Origin of the sequence: Hyphomicrobium sp. (genome assembly GCF_035687085.1) — a bacterium.
GTDB lineage: Bacteria > Pseudomonadota > Alphaproteobacteria > Rhizobiales > Hyphomicrobiaceae > Hyphomicrobium_B.
On the sequence record NZ_DASRYS010000002.1, the window covers coordinates 276,296 to 291,930 of the forward strand.

Below are 15,635 nucleotides of genomic sequence, written 5' to 3' on the forward strand. Positions count from 1 at the left end.
GTTTGGAACTTTAAACGGGGCTAAGCCTTCGCTGTCCAGCTCGTCGCAGTGGCAGCTGGGCAACGATGGACAAAGGTGAGTCGCGTCCCCCAGCCGGGCTCGGCTGCGGTCACGCGATTGCCGTAATCCGAGCCTTACTCGGCGCCGGAACGGCAGTACAGGCCGGGTCTGCGCAGGCTTGGTGGCGAGCTTTTGACGCACGGCGACGTGAGGGGTAGGGCCGGGAACGCCGGCACAACGAACAAAGCGAGGATTTTTAGGTTGATGGCAAACGCACTAATGCGCGCGGGCAGCAAGGCCCTCGTATCGGCCGTGGCCGCGGCTGCGGTGATGTCCGCTCTGCCGGCCTTGGCACAGGAAGCGCCGAAGGCAGCAGCTCCGGCTGCCGCGCCCAAGGCGGCGGCACCGGCACCGGCAGCAAAGAAGGCACCCGCTGCGGCTGCGGCACCGGCTGGCAAAGCCGCTGCTGCGGCGGCGCCCCAGAGCGCCTGGGTGAAACTTTGCGAGAAGGCCCCGGTCGATAAGAAGGGTCCGGACGGCAAGGAAGTGAAGGAAGAGAAATCTCTCTGCCTCACGCACCATGAGCGTCTCGATGGTAACACAGGCATGGTTCTCGTGTCTGCCGCCATTCGCGAAGTCGAAGGCTCCGACAAGAAGTCTTTGATGATCATGGTCCCGCTCGGGATGGCAATTCCGCCGGGCATTCGCGCTGCGATCTATACGAAGGAGCAATGGGCGGCTGCGTCCAAAAACGAGAAGATCGACGAGAAGGCGCTGAAGCCGATCGAGCTGCGTTACGCGCTTTGCCATCCGGCCGGCTGCACGGCTGAAACGGAAGCTACTCCGGAAATCCTGGCCCAGATGTCGAAGGGCGGCGGGCTGATGGTTCTCGCTATGAACGCCTCGGCTCAGCCGATCGGCTTCCCGGTTCCGCTCGACGGCTATAACGAGGCTGCCGCCGGTCCTCCGGTCGACAACAAGAAGTATGCCGAGGCCCGCAGCGCGCTGATGCAGCAGATCCGTCAGCGTCAGCAGCAGATGGCCGAGAAGTGGAAGGAAGACCAGCTGAAGAACCTGCCGCTCGATGCTCCTGGCGCGCCTCCGACGACGACCGGTTCGACGAAGGCCCCGGCCGCTGCGGCGAAGCCGAAGCAGTAACAAGACGGCAATCGACTCAGACGTTTGGACCGCTCCGGATTTCGCATCCGGGGCGGTTTTTCTTTGCGGGGGGCGAGAGATCAGGATCTCAGGTCTTCTGGCCGCTGCTCAGTTCGTGGAGCCGGGACGCAGGCGATAATTGCCGTCGGAGTCCTTGAGGAACCGCTCGGAAATGTCGGGATGGCGAAGCGGCGCGTCCGTTTCGTCGAGCAGCAGGTTTTGCTCGGAGACGTAAGCGAGGTACGTCGTCTCCGAGTTTTCCGCATAGAGGTGATAGTAGGGCTGGTCTTTCCGCGGCCGGACTTCCTCGGGAATGGACAGCCACCATTCCTCGGTATTTGCGAACTCCGGATCGATATCGAAGATAAGTCCGCGAAACGGATAGAGCCGGTGATGTACAACCTGGCCGATCGCGAACTTGGCGTGTCTGATGGAGCTCATGGCGTTAATGTGTGACAGGTCAACGGACTGTGCAAGCCCGCTGCCTGTCAAAGGTCGCCGTAAAGGGCAGCGCGTTCGGCATCCTTCGAAGCGACGATCTTCGCCAGATCGACGATGACCTTGGCCTGCTTCCAGGTGGCGTCGTCCTGCATCTTGCCGTCGAGCATGACGGCGCCCGTGCCGTCGGGCATCGCATCCAGAATGCGCTTGGCGAACTTGACCTCGGCCGGGTCCGGCGAGAACACGCGCTTGGCGATTTCGATCTGCGTCGGGTGCAGCGACCAGGCGCCGAGGCATCCCTGCAGGAAGGCGTTGCGGAACTGGGCCTCGCAGGCGGCGAGGTCGGAGAAGTCGCCGAAGGGGCCGTAGAAGGGCTTCAGACCGTAGGCGAGGCAGGCGTCCACCATCTTGCCGACGGTGTAGTGCCAGAGGTCCTGCTGATAGAAGGCGCGGGGCGCGGACGGATTATCCTTCTGCGCATCGGCGAGGACGCCGTAATCGGGGTGGCCGCCGCCGACGCGGGTCGTCTTCATGCCGCGCGAGGCTGCGAGGTCGGCGGGCCCGAGGCTCATGCCGTGCATTCGCGGCGAGGCGGCGGCGATCGCCTCGACGTTGTTGACGCCTTCGGCGGTTTCCAGAATGGCGTGGATCAGGATCGGCTTCTTCACGCCGTGGCGGGCTTCGAGCTGCGCCAAGAGCTGATCGAGATAGTGAATATCCCAGGGGCCTTCGACTTTCGGCAGCATGATGACGTCGAGCTTGTCGCCGACGTTGGCGACGATCTCCGTGATGTCGTCGAGCACCCAGGGGGAGTTCAGACAGTTGATGCGCGTCCAGACGCCGGTCGATCCGAAGTCGTTATCCCTGACCATCTGGATGAAGCCTTTGCGGGCGTTCTCCTTCTGATCGAGGGGAACGGCGTCCTCGAGGTTGCCGAGGATCACGTCGACCTGGGCGGCCAGTTCCTTGATCTTGGCGCGGATCTTCTCGTTGTGCGGAGGGACGAAGTGGATCATCCGCTCGAGCTTGACGGGGAGCGCCCGGTAGGGCTCGGGGGCGCCGATGGCCAGAGGCTGGAAATGCTTGGCGGGGGTGCGCGTCGAGGCCATCAGCAACTATCCCTTTCAAAGGCTTGGGTGAGGGCGCCACCATTGTGGCTCGGTTTGCCGCTGTCAACGGGGCACACTTTCTTGTCGGCGCGGGCGACACGCCTGCGGCGCGCCGGCCGCCCGCGCGCAGGGCAGCGGGCCAAGCTGGATATCCGTGATGAATGGAGGCTCGGACGGATCCCCGCCTACGCGGGGATGACGTGGGGCTGTGCGCGTTTATCGCCGCGTGCGGGGCACCGGCGCGACAAGTCGGAGTACGGAGCGCGCCGGCACCGGGTGCCGTCGATCCGAAGAAAGAACAGCGCCTTGGCGCGCTCCGTAGCTGGGGTTCTGATCGACCGGTCCGGTATGGGAGGTGCCTTAGTCCTCCGACGGTTGGTACCGTATGCACATTGATCACCGGGCGGTTCGCTCCGTTCGGGCCTCGGGCCGTTACCCCCTTGTGCCGCGAACGTTCGTCCAGCCGCTCACCCCCAATCTCCAAACGGTCTCGAGACTGTCCGTCGTTTCGTCGAGGCGAGGTGCGAGGAGTATGCGGGACGTGTCAGAGGCGGGGATAAGTTTTTTTGGTCAGAAACGCCGGGTGATCCGACGAGCCCCAACCGATAATCAAGTCATCGCCCATCGCCAGGATGCCAAGAAAACGCTGAAGGGATAAGCTGTCCAGAGAGCATCATTTCCAGAGGCGATGCTCATCCAAGTGCCTCAGAGCGTGCCTTGGAGTAGCCAACACGTTGAATGAGCGTGGCCATACTCATGATCGATGTCACCAACCAACCGCCGCCGCTTCAGGACTATGATCTCTTATCGAGTGATCCGATCCTCAGGGAGGCGCTGATCCGCGAGGGTGCGGGCTGGGCGCTTGAGGATCTGCAGCAGCTTGGTCGCCATCTCGGATCGGCGGATATGATCGCCGCCGGGGCAGACGCCAATCGCAATCAGCCCGTGCTCAAATCATTCGACCGCTATGGCCATCGCCTCGATGAGGTGGCGTTCGATGACAGCTGGCATACGCTCATGCGGCTGGCCCTGGAGAACGGTCTTCACAGCAGTCCGTGGGTCAACCCGCAGAAGGGTGCGCACGTCGCCCGGGCGGCCGGATGCTTCATGCTTTCGCAGATCGAGAGCGGCGTCTATTGCCCGGTGTCGATGACGTACGCGGCGGTGGCGACGCTGAAACATGCGCCGCCGATTGCGGCCGAGTGGCTGCCGCGCATTTATTCGCGCACCTACGATCCGCGTTTCAGGCCCGCAGCGGAGAAGACCTCGGCGCTGGTCGGCATGGGCATGACGGAGAACCAGGGCGGCTCCGATTTGCGCACCAACGTCACGCGCGCCGAGCCCTACAGGCAAGAGGGCGAGCGGCGCTTCTATCGGCTTTACGGGCACAAATGGTTCATGTCGGCGCCGATGTGCGATGCGTTTCTGATCCTGGCGCAGACCGGGGCGGGGCCGACGTGCTTCCTCGTTCCGCGATGGACGCCCGAGGGAACGCGAAATGCCATTCACATTCGCCGTCTCAAGGACAAGCTCGGCAATCGTTCGAACGCGTCGAGCGAGGTCGAACTGGAAGGCGCGCTGGGTGAACTTGTCGGTGAGGAAGGCCGCGGGATTCCGACCATCATCGAGATGGGAAACTACACGCGTCTCGATTGTGCCATCGGAACTTCGGGGCTGATGCGGCAGGGCTTGGCCCAGGCTGTTCATCACGCGCGTCACCGCCGCGCGTTTCAGAAGCAGCTGATCGACCAGCCTTTGATGGCGAACGTTCTGGCGGATCTGGCGATTGAATCGGAAGCAGCCACGCTTTTGGCCATGCGGCTCGCTCGCGCCTACGATGAAGAGGATGAGGCGGCATTGGCGTTCCGGCGCGTGGTGACGCCAGCAGCCAAATTCTGGATCTGCAAACGCGGACCTGCATACGCTGCCGAAGCGATGGAAGTGCTGGGCGGCAACGGCTACGTCGAGGAATTCAACCTAGCGCGTCTTTACCGCGAGATGCCGCTCAATTCGATTTGGGAAGGCTCGGGCAACGTCATGTGCCTTGACGTTCTGCGCGCGTTTGCGCGGACGCCGGGCGCGATCGGCATGCTCATGGATGAGTTGGCCGAGCCTGCGAAGCAGGACGCGCGGCTGCAAGCCCATCTCGCGAAACTGAACGCGACTTCAAAACAGCCTGCGGATGAAGGGCAGGCGCGTTCGTTCGTCCGCGATCTTGCCGTGGCCTTGCAAGCGGCATTGCTCCTCCGCCATGCGACGGCAGACGTTGCCGATGCGTTTTGCGCGACGCGATTGGCAGGCGATGGCGGCGCTTATGGGCTTCTTCCCGCCGGCACAAATACGCGCGCGATTATCGATCGCGCCGCCCCAGCGTTGAATTGACACGTTTGGCGCCATTCGCGGGAGGTGCAACTTCATTCAATCCGGGGGCGTTTTTCCAGGCGTCAAGACGGGAGCGGTTGAGTGAAGGCATATCCATTCTGGTTCGGCATTTCGTTTTTCTCCGTTCTTCTTGCCGATCCGGCGTGCGCTCTCCGCAAATCTAAGCCTGGTTGGAACGCCGTTCTGGATTGGTCTGCTGGGCAGCCCTTCGACACTTCGGAATGGACGTTCGAAGCCGGATTTCTGCGCAACGAGGAACAGCAATATTACGCGGGGCAATCGAATTTCAGTGTTTCGGATGCCGGCATTCCGCTGACGGCGCGAAAAGAGCGGGTGGACAATCCCGATTACCGCAAAGGGGCTCTCAATTGGCGGCAGGCGAGGGCTGAAGCCAAATATACGTCCGCCAGCATTGTTTCCAAGAAAGCCAGGCAGAACCTGCGCATTGAGATCGTTGCTGCGGTTCAAGGGGGAAAGGGCGCGTGGCCGGCGATCTGGCTGAGGGGCGCCAACGCCCGTGGCTTCGGCGAGGTCGATCTGATGGAGCAGCTCGGGCGGGAGCCTGACTTGGTGCACGCGACCGTGCACTTCGGTTCGTCGTTCATCAATCGTACTGCCAAGACGGCCGAGCGCACCATTCCGGGTCTGCAGGGCAGGGAGGTGCTCTATGAAGCGGAGCTGACGCCGGATTTGCTGGCGTTGTCCGTCGATGGCCAGCCGATGCTGACGATGGATCGCAACACTGGGTCCGGGCGCATTCAGCCTCTGCAGCAGCCGTTCAACCTCGTCATCAATCTGGCTCTCGGCAGCGCGTGGGCGGGGCCCGTCGATGAGGAGGCGCTGCCTGCTACGATGACGATCAAGTCGCTCCGTATCTCGGAGTGGCAAGGGCAACAGCCTGTCAACAAGACGGCCGAGAAGGCGCGTTCGGGAAAGAACGGGGCGGTCATTGTCGCTGATTGAAGGCGATCCGAGTGTCCGAGCACGACGCTGCGGCGAAGGTTTCGTTCGACACGCGTTTGGCAATCGGTAAGCTTTGCGCCGGTAACCTTGGAAGAAGCCATGATAGAGATGCTCGATCACGTCATCGGCTGACGGCACAGGTGACGTGCGCTCAGTGCTCCTGAGGTGCCCGCCACACCATCATCAAAGTTCGCAGGTAACTGGCGCCTATGATCAAACGCAAAACCCGTCCTTCGTTCGGTAACCGCTCTGCGCGCGCGGGTTTGGCCGCTTTCGCCTTGGTTTTGTGCGCGGCCCCCAGCGTTCGCGCGGAGGAGGATTGCGTCGACGTTCAGTCGAGCACGGCGGACGCGGATTTTCTCTCTTGTGACCAGGATATTGCGTTCGACCTCGACGCCGCGCTCGCCCAACAGGCCATGCCGGCGCAGGCCAGCGCGTCATCCGACGGCATGCCTTGGATCGCGCTCAGCAAGAACACCGTGCCGTCGAAGTTCAACGCCAGCGACAGCAGCGTGTCCGTTCGCACGAGCCTTGGCACATTGCGCGACTTCAATTCGCGTAGCGTGTCCGTGCAGAAGCCCGAATATGCCACGTCCGAGGTTTACGAGGTGAAGCTGCCTAAGGCGGCGGCTGCGCCAACGACGCCGGTCGATGTTTGGACCAACATCGATCTCAATGGTTACAACGAGCGCGCGTCCGATAAGACGACCCGCGTCGGCTTCGGGGCGGACTACAAGATCAGCAAAAAGGCGAGCGTCGGCCTGTCGCTCGAACGGGCCGACACGCGCTCGTCCGCGGCGTCGGCGCAAGATCAGAAGGCGGCAGCGTACGTGTCGCTGCAAGCGGCGCCGATGTTGAGCCTGGACGCTCGCACGGAGTGGGAGACGTCGGCGGGTTCTTCCGGCACAGCAGCAGGCGGGAGCGCCTTTATTCTGGCGCCGAAGGTCAATCATTCCTTCGCGCTCGAAGGCGGCACGACGCTCGAGCCGTTCGTCACCTACAAGAAGGCCTTCGATCTATCGACGAGCCATGCGGCCGATACGTCATTCGAGACGAACTCCGCGGGCGCCGGCGTCACATACTCGAAACCCGACGCCTATACGCTGAGCGTGACGGCGGACGTCGATAATCTCGGTGCCTCGAGCGAGCCGCAAAGCCTCAGCAGCAAGTTCCAGCTGAGCGTTCCGATCCGGTAGACGGAAGGCGCCGTTGCCTATAGCGGCGCCTTGAAGATGAAAAACGCGCCGAGCGCGATGAAGGCGAACCCGACCCACTGGTTGATCGAGAGCGGTTCGCCGAGATAGGTCGCGGAGAAGCCCGCGAATACCATCAGCGTTATGACCTCCTGAATGGTCTTCAATTCCGCCGGCGAATAAACCGCCGCGCCATAGCGATTTGCCGGCACCGCCAGGCAGTATTCGAAGAATGCAATCCCCCAACTGACGATCACGACGAGCCAAAGCGGTTTGCTCGTGAATTTGAGATGGCCGTACCAGGCGAATGTCATGAAGACGTTCGACATCGCCAGGAGGACGATGGGCAATATCGCTTGAGGGATCATGGGGCTGGCAAGTCCAATTCAGGTTGACGTCGAATGCGCGGATTTCGAATGCGCGTCCCAGCAAAACGCAGAAGCGGAACCGGAAATCAATGGGATGCGTTCAGGGAGCAGTTCCAATGGTGAGGCTCAGATGTCGGAAAACATCAGAGAAACGCTCCCGAAGGTTTTGAAGACACTTTGGGATCTGGAGAACGAGTTACGCGGCGCCGCGCGCAACGGCGTTGTTCTCCGGCGCGAGGAGGCCAGTCAACATCTGGCTGAGGCGCGACAGCATCTCGATCGATTGCTGAGCCTTGTTCGTTCAAGCGATGCAGAAAGCGGGAGCGTTCCTGAATCGCCGGCTGAATCTGGAATTCCACCATTGATCAAACATCGAGGAGAGCATCATGGCACGTGACGTAATTCTTTGGCTGGCAGGCGTTCCGCTGGTCGTGATCATCGGCCTGCACCTGTTCGGCGTCCTGAACTAATCGCAGGGAATTCACCGCAACCCAGAGCCTCAGCTCTGGGTTTTCTCTTATTGTTGGCTGCAGTCGATCAACTGCTCGAGTCGGAATCGTCTTTCTTCGCGAGCATGACGGCGACATGGCGGTTCAACGCATCGGCCGCGAGCGTTGGTACGAGTGCCGGTCCGATCGGTCCTTGAGCGGCGTTATAGGCCGTGCGCATCTCGCCGTCCTTGCCCCAGATGACGAGCGCATAACCCGCAACATCGTCCCCCAGCGTGTTCACAGCGCTCATGCATTTCTCGAACAGGTCTTCGCGCAGAAGCTCGGCATCGCGTTCCGAGCGAGCGGCTTTTTCGGTGGCGAGTTTTACCAGTTTGGACATGGTTTGAAGCCGTATTTAGGGGTCTTCAGCCTCTAACGCGCGGGACCGGCCGGGGTTCATGCAGGAGCCGGGGGCATACTTACTGGGGCTTGACTGTCGCGTTTCGTTAGGCATGCTTGGGTTCGCCGCGAAACGGAGGCGCCGGGAAAACCCGGTTGGTTGTGAGGTGTCGGCCGGACGACATCGTAACAATCGAGGTCGTCGTCATGTCTTCCGGCAATCCGCTTTCCAATAATTCCGCTGTGTATGGGCAACTCAATTGCGGGGGGCTTTCACCCTCCACAATTGCATCCGAGCAAACGTACTCCGGGCCTCAAACGTTCTTGCGGGCGCCGCGTGCCGCCCAGGCGAGTGCTGGTGATTTCGCGATCCTCGGTGTGCCGCTCGACATCGCGACCTCGAACCGGCCGGGCGCCCGGCTAGGTCCTGCGGCGGTGCGCGCGGCCTCGGCGCCGCTGGCCGACATCAAATCGTATCCCGGCGGTTTCGATCCGCTTTCGCACGTCCGGATCGTCGATCTCGGCGATGCGTTGCTCGACTACGGCTTTCCGCAAACGATCCCCGCGGCGATCGAGGAGGCCGCGTTTGAGGTTGTTTCAGCTGGCGCGTTCCTGTGTGCGCTCGGCGGCGATCATTTCGTCAGTTATCCACTGCTCAAAGCGCACGCACGCAAACATGGGCAGCTCGCGCTCATTCATTTCGATGCGCATCCCGACACGTGGACGCCGCGCACGGGCCCTGGCGGGGAAGTCGAAATCAATCATGGCACCATGTTCGCGCAGGCCATTCGGGATGGGATCGTCGATCCGTCACGGTCATCGCAGATCGGTATCCGTACATGGGTCGATGACCCGATGGGCATGAATATTTTTGACAGCATGACGGTTGCCGAGAAGGGCGCCGCTCAGATCATCGCGATGGTGAAGGCGCTGGCGGGTGACGCGCCCTGCTATCTGACCGTCGATATCGATTGTCTGGATCCTGCCTTTGCGCCGGGCACGGGTACGCCGGTGATGGGCGGGCTGACGCCGCGTGAGTTGCTCGCCATGCTGCACGGCCTCGACGATCTCAACATCGTCGGATGCGATGTCGTCGAAGTGGCGCCGGCCTATGATCATGCGGGCATCACGGCGCTTGCCGGGGCGACGGTCGTCTATGAGCAGGCGTGCCGCTTTGCACGACTTAATGGCGCGCGTCCGGCGTCATATCCGGTGCCCGGCAAGGTGCTCGCCGCGAGCGAGGCGTAGGCCTCCGGCTTACGGTCAAGCTCCGGTTCCCACCGGAACAGCGGGCATCACACGGATCTCGTATCTCTTTTGGCGACAAGTCCCAGAGACGGGCTTGCATCGCCAAAAGAGAGGAGCCCCAGCCATGCATGCCTTCATTGCGATAAGCCGGAATGCTTCGAATGCCGCGTTCGGTTCGGCCCTGGCACTCGCCGGTGTCACGGTGCTTTCTGCGACGGCGTCCGCCGTCAGCCTGCGCGTTCAGATGGCGTGCGCGAGCGATTACTATGCGCACTGCAGCGCGTACAGCCCGACCAGTCCGCAGGTGCGATCGTGCATGCGGGCGGTGGGTCTCAGTTTGTCGAAGGGGTGCGTGAATGCGTTGATTGCAGCGGGGGAAGTTTCCGCCGCTGAGGTCTCTCGGCGCCGTGATGGATCGAAGACGGCGGCAAAGTGACTTGAAAGTTCAGCGTGGTGCGCAGGCCCGGGTATGCCGGAGCCTGCGCAATTCAACTCAGTGCCGCTGCTGGCCGTTGAACGTGAATTCGAACTCGTCGTGCATGTTCTGTGCAGCCTGACGCCAGTCGCCCGCCTGGCCGTTCAGCGCCTCGAGTTCAGCGCGTGTCTGATTGACCTGCTGCTGATGCTGATGCTGATGCTGCTGGTCGATGGCGGCGACGGGTTGGTTCTGCGTGCGGGCGGGAAGGGCGCAAAGGCGGGATGCGAGATCCTGAAGTTCACCGAGGATCGCTTCGCGGCGCAGCTCATGCTGGAGAGCGACATTACGGACATCGCGCAGCAGTTGTTCGTCGACCCTGCGAATGGCGTCGGAAAGCGTCAGCACGAAGTCCTGTTCGGTTCGTGCATTCTCCGCAAGGCGAATGAGCATTTCTTCGACGTTCTTGGACAGTGCGGCCATGGTTTTTCTCCTCGCGGTTCGTGCGCCCATTAGCGTGCGATTCTCATGGCCGAAAAGTGTTTTAGTTATGCTCGAAACTTGAGCTAAGTAGCTGCCGCGACTAGGAAATTTCGTGAGTATAAATTAGCTGAGCACTGAGGAAATGGAAGCGCGGCGGCGCGTTCGCCGGACCATGGGCAAGCGCACCGCCTTGTGCCGTGAAAGCCGCTTAGGGCTTGAAAAGCGTAAGTCCTGCAACGCCTGCCGAGAGGTTGAGGCCCGTCTGACCTTCGACGCTCACCGGCTGCAAAATGATCGATCGGCCCGAGCCGCCGATCAGTGCGTTGGCGTTGGCGCCGATGCCGACGGCCGCGCCGGCCGTCACTCCGCCGTAATTTCCTTCGAGCGCTTCGCTGGGGATATCTAACGTCGGGCCGATAACCGTCCACACCAATGTGCTCTCGCCCTTGAAGCCGATGTCGACGCCGACCTTGGTGATCGTCGCTGCGTACCGGTAGGTGCGGCCGCTGATGGCGGTTTCGAGATTGCAGCGCAGGTTCTGTTTCGACCCGAAGATGAGGCCGATGCTGCCGTGGCCGTAGCACGTCAATGTGCCGAGAGCGATTTTCGGCGTGTCGGCCAGCGAGGGCGAGATTTGCGCGGCGGCCGCTGCGATGAAGGCGACGCATGCGGCAAGCGCGCGGATACGAAGGCGTGAGGTGATCATGTTGTTCTCCGACGTGGGGCTTCGCGCAGGGGCACAATCCCGCGCGTACACGGGGCCGGAAAAGCTCAACACCTGCGTGGAGTTCCAACTTCGTGTCGAAGGGGATTTAAGGCCCCAAAACGACGGTTCGGTGGCAGATTCCTGTGTGCGAAGGTTAACGTGGCGCGCGTGGGGCCTGTTTCACCGTTCCGTGAAACGGTCCTTCAGCTCCTTCGTGCGCTGTACGGTCTTTTCCGTCATGCATCCGAGAATTGCCGACGTCGTGCCGCTGCCGCCTGACCATTCCTGCGCCACGAGATCCTTGCAGTCGGCATCGCGGTAGGCGACCCAGGCGCGTTGAGCGTTGCGCATCGCCGCCTCAAAACTCGCCGCGTCGTAGGGCTTTTCTCCCGTTTGCGTTCGGATGTAGGCGATTGCGGCTTCATAGGCGGCGTTGAGCGCCTTGTCGGCCGCTTGATACTCTTTGTCGAAGCAGACGTTGATCTCGACGGTCGATGCCGCATCGGCGCAATCGCTTTCCGCATGCGCCGGGCTGATGATGGGAACGATGGCTGCGAGGGCAAGTGGGAGAAGAGGGCGTGCTGCGCGGCGGGGCATGTGTATGAACTCCAAGAGCCGGTGAGTAAGCCGTGTGCAAATCTCTACGCGTCGCGCGCTTCGGCCGGTAGGCGTTAAGCGGTATATTCCGGCATTCGCGGGCAAGTGATGGTTGCATCTTGATAGCGATGCGTTGCCGATTTCTTGATGCGTGCAATGAATGAGAACTAGGTGAGCGGCCTGTGATGGCATTTACGCCCTACAGTTATCGTAACGATCCGGCGGTCCCGCGCTTCGACGACACGCGGCCGCTGATCATCTTCGATGGGCTGTGCGTGCTCTGTTCGAGCGGCGTGCAATGGATGCTCGATCACGATCCCGCCGGGCGCAGCCAATTCGCGGTGATCCAGGATCCGCTGCCGAAAGCGATTTACGCGCATTACAAGCTCGACGCCGACGCGTTCGATACGTTCATGGTCTTGCGGGATGGCGTGCCGTATGTGCGATGGGCCGGCGTTCTGGCTGCAGCACAGACGATGCCGCAACCGTGGCGCGGGTTGGGGTTCATGGGCCGCATCATTCCCAACGCCATTGGCGACCGCATTTACGATTGGGTTCAGCGCAACCGGCTTATCTGGTTCGGCGAGCGCGCCGCGTGCCGCCGTCCCAACCCTGGCGAGGAGCAAAGATTTCTCACAGCTTAGCTTGCCCTAGCGTGCGGCTTGCACGAGGTTAGGGCCTTGGTATGCGCGATGCTTGGCGCAGAAGCGGAGGCTACGATCGATGAGTTGGCTCAAAGACAACGATCCCATTCCGGGCGATCGCCAATCATGTGATGCCGTCGAGCAGGTGATCGTGCCCCGCGCGCGCGATCTCGGCGGCTTCGAAGTGCGCCGCGCGCTCCCCTCGGCCCAGCGGCAGATGATCGGGCCCTTCATCTTCTTCGATCAAATGGGTCCGGCGCAGTTTCTCTCAGGTCAAGGAATCGATGTGAGGCCGCATCCGCACATCGGGCTGGCGACTGTCACCTATCTGTTCGAAGGCGAGATGATGCACCGCGACAGCCTCGGGTCATCGCTCGCGATCAGACCGGGCGAGGTCAATCTCATGACGGCCGGGCGAGGCATCGTGCATTCGGAGCGCACGGCTCCAGAAATGCGCACATCGGGCCAGGATATGTTCGGCATTCAAGCATGGATGGCGTTGCCCAAGTCGCACGAAGAGAGCGCACCGGGATTTGCGCATCACGACGTGAGTGCGTTGCCGCGCTTGGAAGGTGAGGGAAAGCGCGTCCGGCTCATTGTCGGAAGCCTTTACGGCGAGACATCGCCTGCAGCATTTCCGCATGATTGCTTCTATGCGGAGGCGGTGCTCGCTCCCGGTGCAGTGCTGCCTCTCGATGCCGATTATGATGAGCGCGCCGTATATTTAGCATCGGGCCGCATCGATATTGCGGGGCAAACTTTCGAAGCAGGGCAGCTTCTCGTCTTCAAGCCCGGCGATCGCATTTCCATTCTCGCTGAGACGAACGCGCGACTGATGCTGCTTGGCGGCGAGCCGATGGATGGGCCGCGCCACATCTGGTGGAATTTCGTATCGAGTTCGCAAGAACGAATTGATAGCGCTAAAGAAGACTGGCGGCAGGGCCGTTTTGCGATAGTGCCCGGTGACGAAACGGAATTTATTCCGCTGCCAGAAAAAGGCTGATTTTGCCCTTTTCGCGATTTATTTGACGAACTTAAAAATTGCTGATCCGTACAGCTTACGTTCAGTCAAGGACTCCTAGCTTGCTTTTGCCGGAACCAGCGATCGCGATTGCGAATTGTTGGAAGGCAATAGCTTGGGAGACCGAAATGCGAAAACTACTATTAGCAGTGGCGCTGGGACTCGGTATCGGCGTTGCCGCGACTGGAACTCAAGCCGCTGCGATCGGCGGCGGCAACCTTGCGGCCGTTGAATCCGCTGCGAAGAGCGGCAACAGTGTCGTCGAGAAGACGCACTATCGTCGCTACCGCCATCGTCATTACCACCGCCGCTATTACCGGCCGTATGGCTATGGATTCCATCGCCATCGCCACTGGCGCCATCATCACCGGCATCACCGGCACCACCACCACCGGCACTATCGCCGCTGGTAGTCGCCGGTTCAGCCATTCAGAGCTGACTGGAAGTCATTACAGGGGACGGGCTCAGCCTCGTCCTCTGTATGGCTGCACGCCCTGATCGGGCAGCCAGACGCCTTCGGGAAGTGTTCCCGTCTGCCAAAACACGTCAATCGGAATGCCGCCGCGCGGATACCAATAGCCGCCAATTCTCAGGAACTTCGGTTCGATGAGAGCGGCGATGCGCCGGCCGATCGCCACCGTGCAATCCTCGTGGAATGCGCCGTGATTGCGAAACGAAGCGAGATACAGCTTCAGCGATTTGCTTTCGAGCAGGTACGGGCCCGGCACGTAGTCAATGACGAGGTGCGCGAAATCGGGCTGGCCGGTCACCGGACAGAGTGATGTGAACTCGGGCGCCGTGAAGCGCGCCACATAGTTCGTATCGGCGTGCGGGTTCAAAACGCGCTCAAGCTCGGCAGCCTCGGGACTTTCGGGAATGCCGACCTGGTGGCCGAGCTGGGTGACGCCGGGCTTTCCCGCTGTCATGGCCCGTTACTCCGCTGCCAGGCGCGGGGTCTCCGGCGCGGGGCCGCGATAGATACAACCTTCGCTGCAGCTGTCGCGATGAACCTCGACCTGCACGAGACCCGGGATACGGTTGGCAAGCCGGTTCCAGATCCACATCGAAATGCGTTCGAGGGTCGGCGCCTGGAGGCCGTCGATCTCGTTCAGCATGCGGTGATCGAGGGCGTCTTCCGTCTCGCGGAGAGCCTCTGCCATCTCTTCAAAATGGAAGATGTAGCCGGTCGATGCGCTCGGCTCGCCTTCAACGACGATGCGGGCGCGGAACGAGTGGCCGTGCACGCGCGCGTTGGGTGTGCCAGGGGGCGCCGACGGCAGGAAATGCGCCGCCTCGAACCGGAATTCCTTGTATATCTGCATGGCCGCTCCATAAGGGATTTCATCCCGTGGCGCCACCCCCCGGATCGGGGTCGAAACCGCGCCAAACGGGCGCGGAGGCGTGCTTCCGTTAAGGAATTCCCAGGATTTTATGGGTTTGCACGGATAAACGCCACGCCGGATTGGCCTTGCAGTAGGCGATGGCGGCGATGGTGTTGGCGTGCTGATCGGGCCCATCCATGGGCTGCAGGAAGCGCTCCTCGAAGTCGAGTTCGAGGAAGGCCGCCGGATCGTGCCCCTGTTGCGGGAAGACGAGTTTCAGCTCGTTGCCGCGCCGCTGCTTCAACTCTGATCCGGCCTTGGGCGAGACGCAGATCCAATCGATGGTGTCGAGGACGGGCAGCGTACCATTGGTTTCAATGGCGATGCGGAAGCCGCGGGCGTGGAGGGCGTCGACAAGTTCCTGATCGACCTGCAGCATCGGTTCGCCGCCCGTGAGGACGACGAGGGGGGCGTGATTGGAGGTCTGTGGCGCGGCGGCGCGGCATGCGTCTGCCAACTGGTCCGCCGTCTCGAACCGGCCCCCGCCTTCGCCGTCGATGCCGACGAAATCGGTGTCGCAGAACTGGCAAACGGCCTTGGCGCGGTCCTGCTCGCGGCCGCTCCAGAGGTTGCAGCCGGCAAAACGGCAAAACACGGCCGGCGTCCCGGCATTCGCGCCTTCGCCCTGCAGCGTGTAGAAGATCTCCTTGACGGCATACATGGCCGGATACCTACGAAGCGGGGCGGGCAAGTCA

20 protein-coding genes are annotated in these 15,635 nt (G+C 61.7%); 10 read left to right on the top strand and 10 right to left on the bottom strand.

Annotated features, from left to right (window positions below; genetic code table 11):
- Positions 1-264: 264 nt before the first annotated feature.
- A complete protein-coding gene (locus VFG26_RS01690) occupies positions 265-1,158 on the top strand; it encodes an invasion associated locus B family protein (protein WP_325021550.1) in 894 nt (297 codons plus the stop codon).
- A gap of 108 nt (positions 1,159-1,266) precedes the next feature.
- On the opposite strand, the gene hspQ is transcribed toward VFG26_RS01690, so the two are convergent.
- Together hspQ and VFG26_RS01700 are read right to left on the bottom strand one after the other, a co-directional pair.
- Positions 1,267-1,599 carry a heat shock protein HspQ gene (gene hspQ / locus VFG26_RS01695; RefSeq protein ID WP_325021552.1) on the bottom strand — a complete coding sequence of 111 codons (333 nt, stop codon included), beginning with the start codon at positions 1,597-1,599 and terminating at the stop codon, positions 1,267-1,269.
- 47 nt (positions 1,600-1,646) lie between these two features.
- Entirely contained in the window at positions 1,647-2,708 is a 1,062-nt protein-coding gene (locus tag VFG26_RS01700) for a CoA ester lyase (RefSeq protein WP_325021554.1), read from the bottom strand.
- 738 nt (positions 2,709-3,446) lie between these two features.
- Here VFG26_RS01700 and VFG26_RS01705 point away from each other — a divergent pair.
- From VFG26_RS01705 to VFG26_RS01715, 3 genes are all read left to right on the top strand, one after another.
- Complete coding sequence (locus VFG26_RS01705; RefSeq protein WP_325021555.1) at positions 3,447-5,090, top strand: isovaleryl-CoA dehydrogenase; 1,644 nt, start codon at positions 3,447-3,449, stop codon at positions 5,088-5,090.
- 81 nt (positions 5,091-5,171) lie between these two features.
- Positions 5,172-6,053 (top strand): glycoside hydrolase family 16 protein, encoded by an 882-nt coding sequence (locus tag VFG26_RS01710; protein ID WP_325021557.1) that lies wholly within the window; start codon positions 5,172-5,174, stop codon positions 6,051-6,053.
- Positions 6,054-6,262: 209 nt separating this feature from the next.
- Positions 6,263-7,249 carry a hypothetical protein gene (locus VFG26_RS01715; protein WP_325021559.1) on the top strand — a complete coding sequence of 329 codons (987 nt, stop codon included), beginning with the start codon at positions 6,263-6,265 and terminating at the stop codon, positions 7,247-7,249.
- 17 nt (positions 7,250-7,266) lie between these two features.
- On the opposite strand, the gene VFG26_RS01720 is transcribed toward VFG26_RS01715, so the two are convergent.
- The gene (locus VFG26_RS01720; RefSeq protein ID WP_325021561.1) at positions 7,267-7,614 is read right to left on the bottom strand and encodes a DMT family protein; all 348 of its coding nucleotides are present in this window, start codon (positions 7,612-7,614) and stop codon (positions 7,267-7,269) included.
- On the opposite strand from VFG26_RS01720, the gene VFG26_RS01725 reads away from it, so the two are divergent.
- Entirely contained in the window at positions 7,613-8,011 is a 399-nt protein-coding gene (locus VFG26_RS01725) for a hypothetical protein (RefSeq protein WP_325021563.1), read from the top strand. The two genes, VFG26_RS01720 and VFG26_RS01725, sit on opposite strands and share 2 nt — an antisense overlap.
- 140 nt (positions 8,012-8,151) lie before the next feature.
- Here VFG26_RS01725 and VFG26_RS01730 read toward each other — a convergent pair whose 3' ends face one another.
- Positions 8,152-8,445 (bottom strand): hypothetical protein, encoded by a 294-nt coding sequence (locus VFG26_RS01730; RefSeq protein WP_325021564.1) that lies wholly within the window; start codon positions 8,443-8,445, stop codon positions 8,152-8,154.
- Positions 8,446-8,606: 161 nt separating this feature from the next.
- Here VFG26_RS01730 and speB point away from each other — a divergent pair, with 161 nt between their 5' ends.
- Positions 8,607-9,692 (top strand): agmatinase, encoded by a 1,086-nt coding sequence (gene speB, locus VFG26_RS01735; protein ID WP_325021566.1) that lies wholly within the window; start codon positions 8,607-8,609, stop codon positions 9,690-9,692.
- A gap of 124 nt (positions 9,693-9,816) precedes the next feature.
- Entirely contained in the window at positions 9,817-10,128 is a 312-nt protein-coding gene (locus tag VFG26_RS01740) for a hypothetical protein (protein ID WP_325021568.1), read from the top strand.
- A gap of 57 nt (positions 10,129-10,185) precedes the next feature.
- On the opposite strand, the gene VFG26_RS01745 is transcribed toward VFG26_RS01740, so the two are convergent.
- From VFG26_RS01745 to VFG26_RS01755, 3 genes are all read right to left on the bottom strand, one after another.
- Positions 10,186-10,590 (bottom strand): hypothetical protein, encoded by a 405-nt coding sequence (locus tag VFG26_RS01745; RefSeq protein ID WP_325021570.1) that lies wholly within the window; start codon positions 10,588-10,590, stop codon positions 10,186-10,188.
- A 208-nt stretch (positions 10,591-10,798) separates the two neighbouring features.
- Complete coding sequence (locus VFG26_RS01750; protein ID WP_325021573.1) at positions 10,799-11,296, bottom strand: DUF992 domain-containing protein; 498 nt, start codon at positions 11,294-11,296, stop codon at positions 10,799-10,801.
- Between the two features lie 180 nt (positions 11,297-11,476).
- Complete coding sequence (locus VFG26_RS01755) at positions 11,477-11,893, bottom strand: lysozyme inhibitor LprI family protein (protein ID WP_325021575.1); 417 nt, start codon at positions 11,891-11,893, stop codon at positions 11,477-11,479.
- 185 nt (positions 11,894-12,078) lie between these two features.
- Between VFG26_RS01755 and VFG26_RS01760 the strand changes: the two genes are divergently transcribed.
- From VFG26_RS01760 to VFG26_RS01770, 3 genes are all read left to right on the top strand, one after another.
- The gene (locus VFG26_RS01760) at positions 12,079-12,537 is read left to right on the top strand and encodes a thiol-disulfide oxidoreductase DCC family protein (protein WP_325021576.1); all 459 of its coding nucleotides are present in this window, start codon (positions 12,079-12,081) and stop codon (positions 12,535-12,537) included.
- A 79-nt stretch (positions 12,538-12,616) separates the two neighbouring features.
- On the top strand, positions 12,617-13,540 hold the full coding sequence (locus VFG26_RS01765; RefSeq protein WP_325021578.1) for a pirin family protein: 924 nt from the start codon (positions 12,617-12,619) through the stop codon (positions 13,538-13,540).
- Positions 13,541-13,686: 146 nt separating this feature from the next.
- Positions 13,687-13,971, top strand: a complete 285-nt coding sequence (locus tag VFG26_RS01770) for a hypothetical protein (RefSeq protein ID WP_325021580.1) — start codon at positions 13,687-13,689, stop codon at positions 13,969-13,971.
- Between the two features lie 51 nt (positions 13,972-14,022).
- On the opposite strand, the gene queF is transcribed toward VFG26_RS01770, so the two are convergent.
- From queF to queE, 3 genes are all read right to left on the bottom strand, one after another.
- Positions 14,023-14,484 (bottom strand): preQ(1) synthase, encoded by a 462-nt coding sequence (gene queF, locus VFG26_RS01775; protein WP_325021582.1) that lies wholly within the window; start codon positions 14,482-14,484, stop codon positions 14,023-14,025.
- A 6-nt stretch (positions 14,485-14,490) separates the two neighbouring features.
- Positions 14,491-14,880 carry a 6-carboxytetrahydropterin synthase gene (locus VFG26_RS01780; RefSeq protein WP_325021584.1) on the bottom strand — a complete coding sequence of 130 codons (390 nt, stop codon included), beginning with the start codon at positions 14,878-14,880 and terminating at the stop codon, positions 14,491-14,493.
- 88 nt (positions 14,881-14,968) lie between these two features.
- Positions 14,969-15,601 carry a 7-carboxy-7-deazaguanine synthase gene (gene queE / locus VFG26_RS01785; protein WP_325021587.1) on the bottom strand — a complete coding sequence of 211 codons (633 nt, stop codon included), beginning with the start codon at positions 15,599-15,601 and terminating at the stop codon, positions 14,969-14,971.
- Positions 15,602-15,635: the final 34 nt, after the last annotated feature.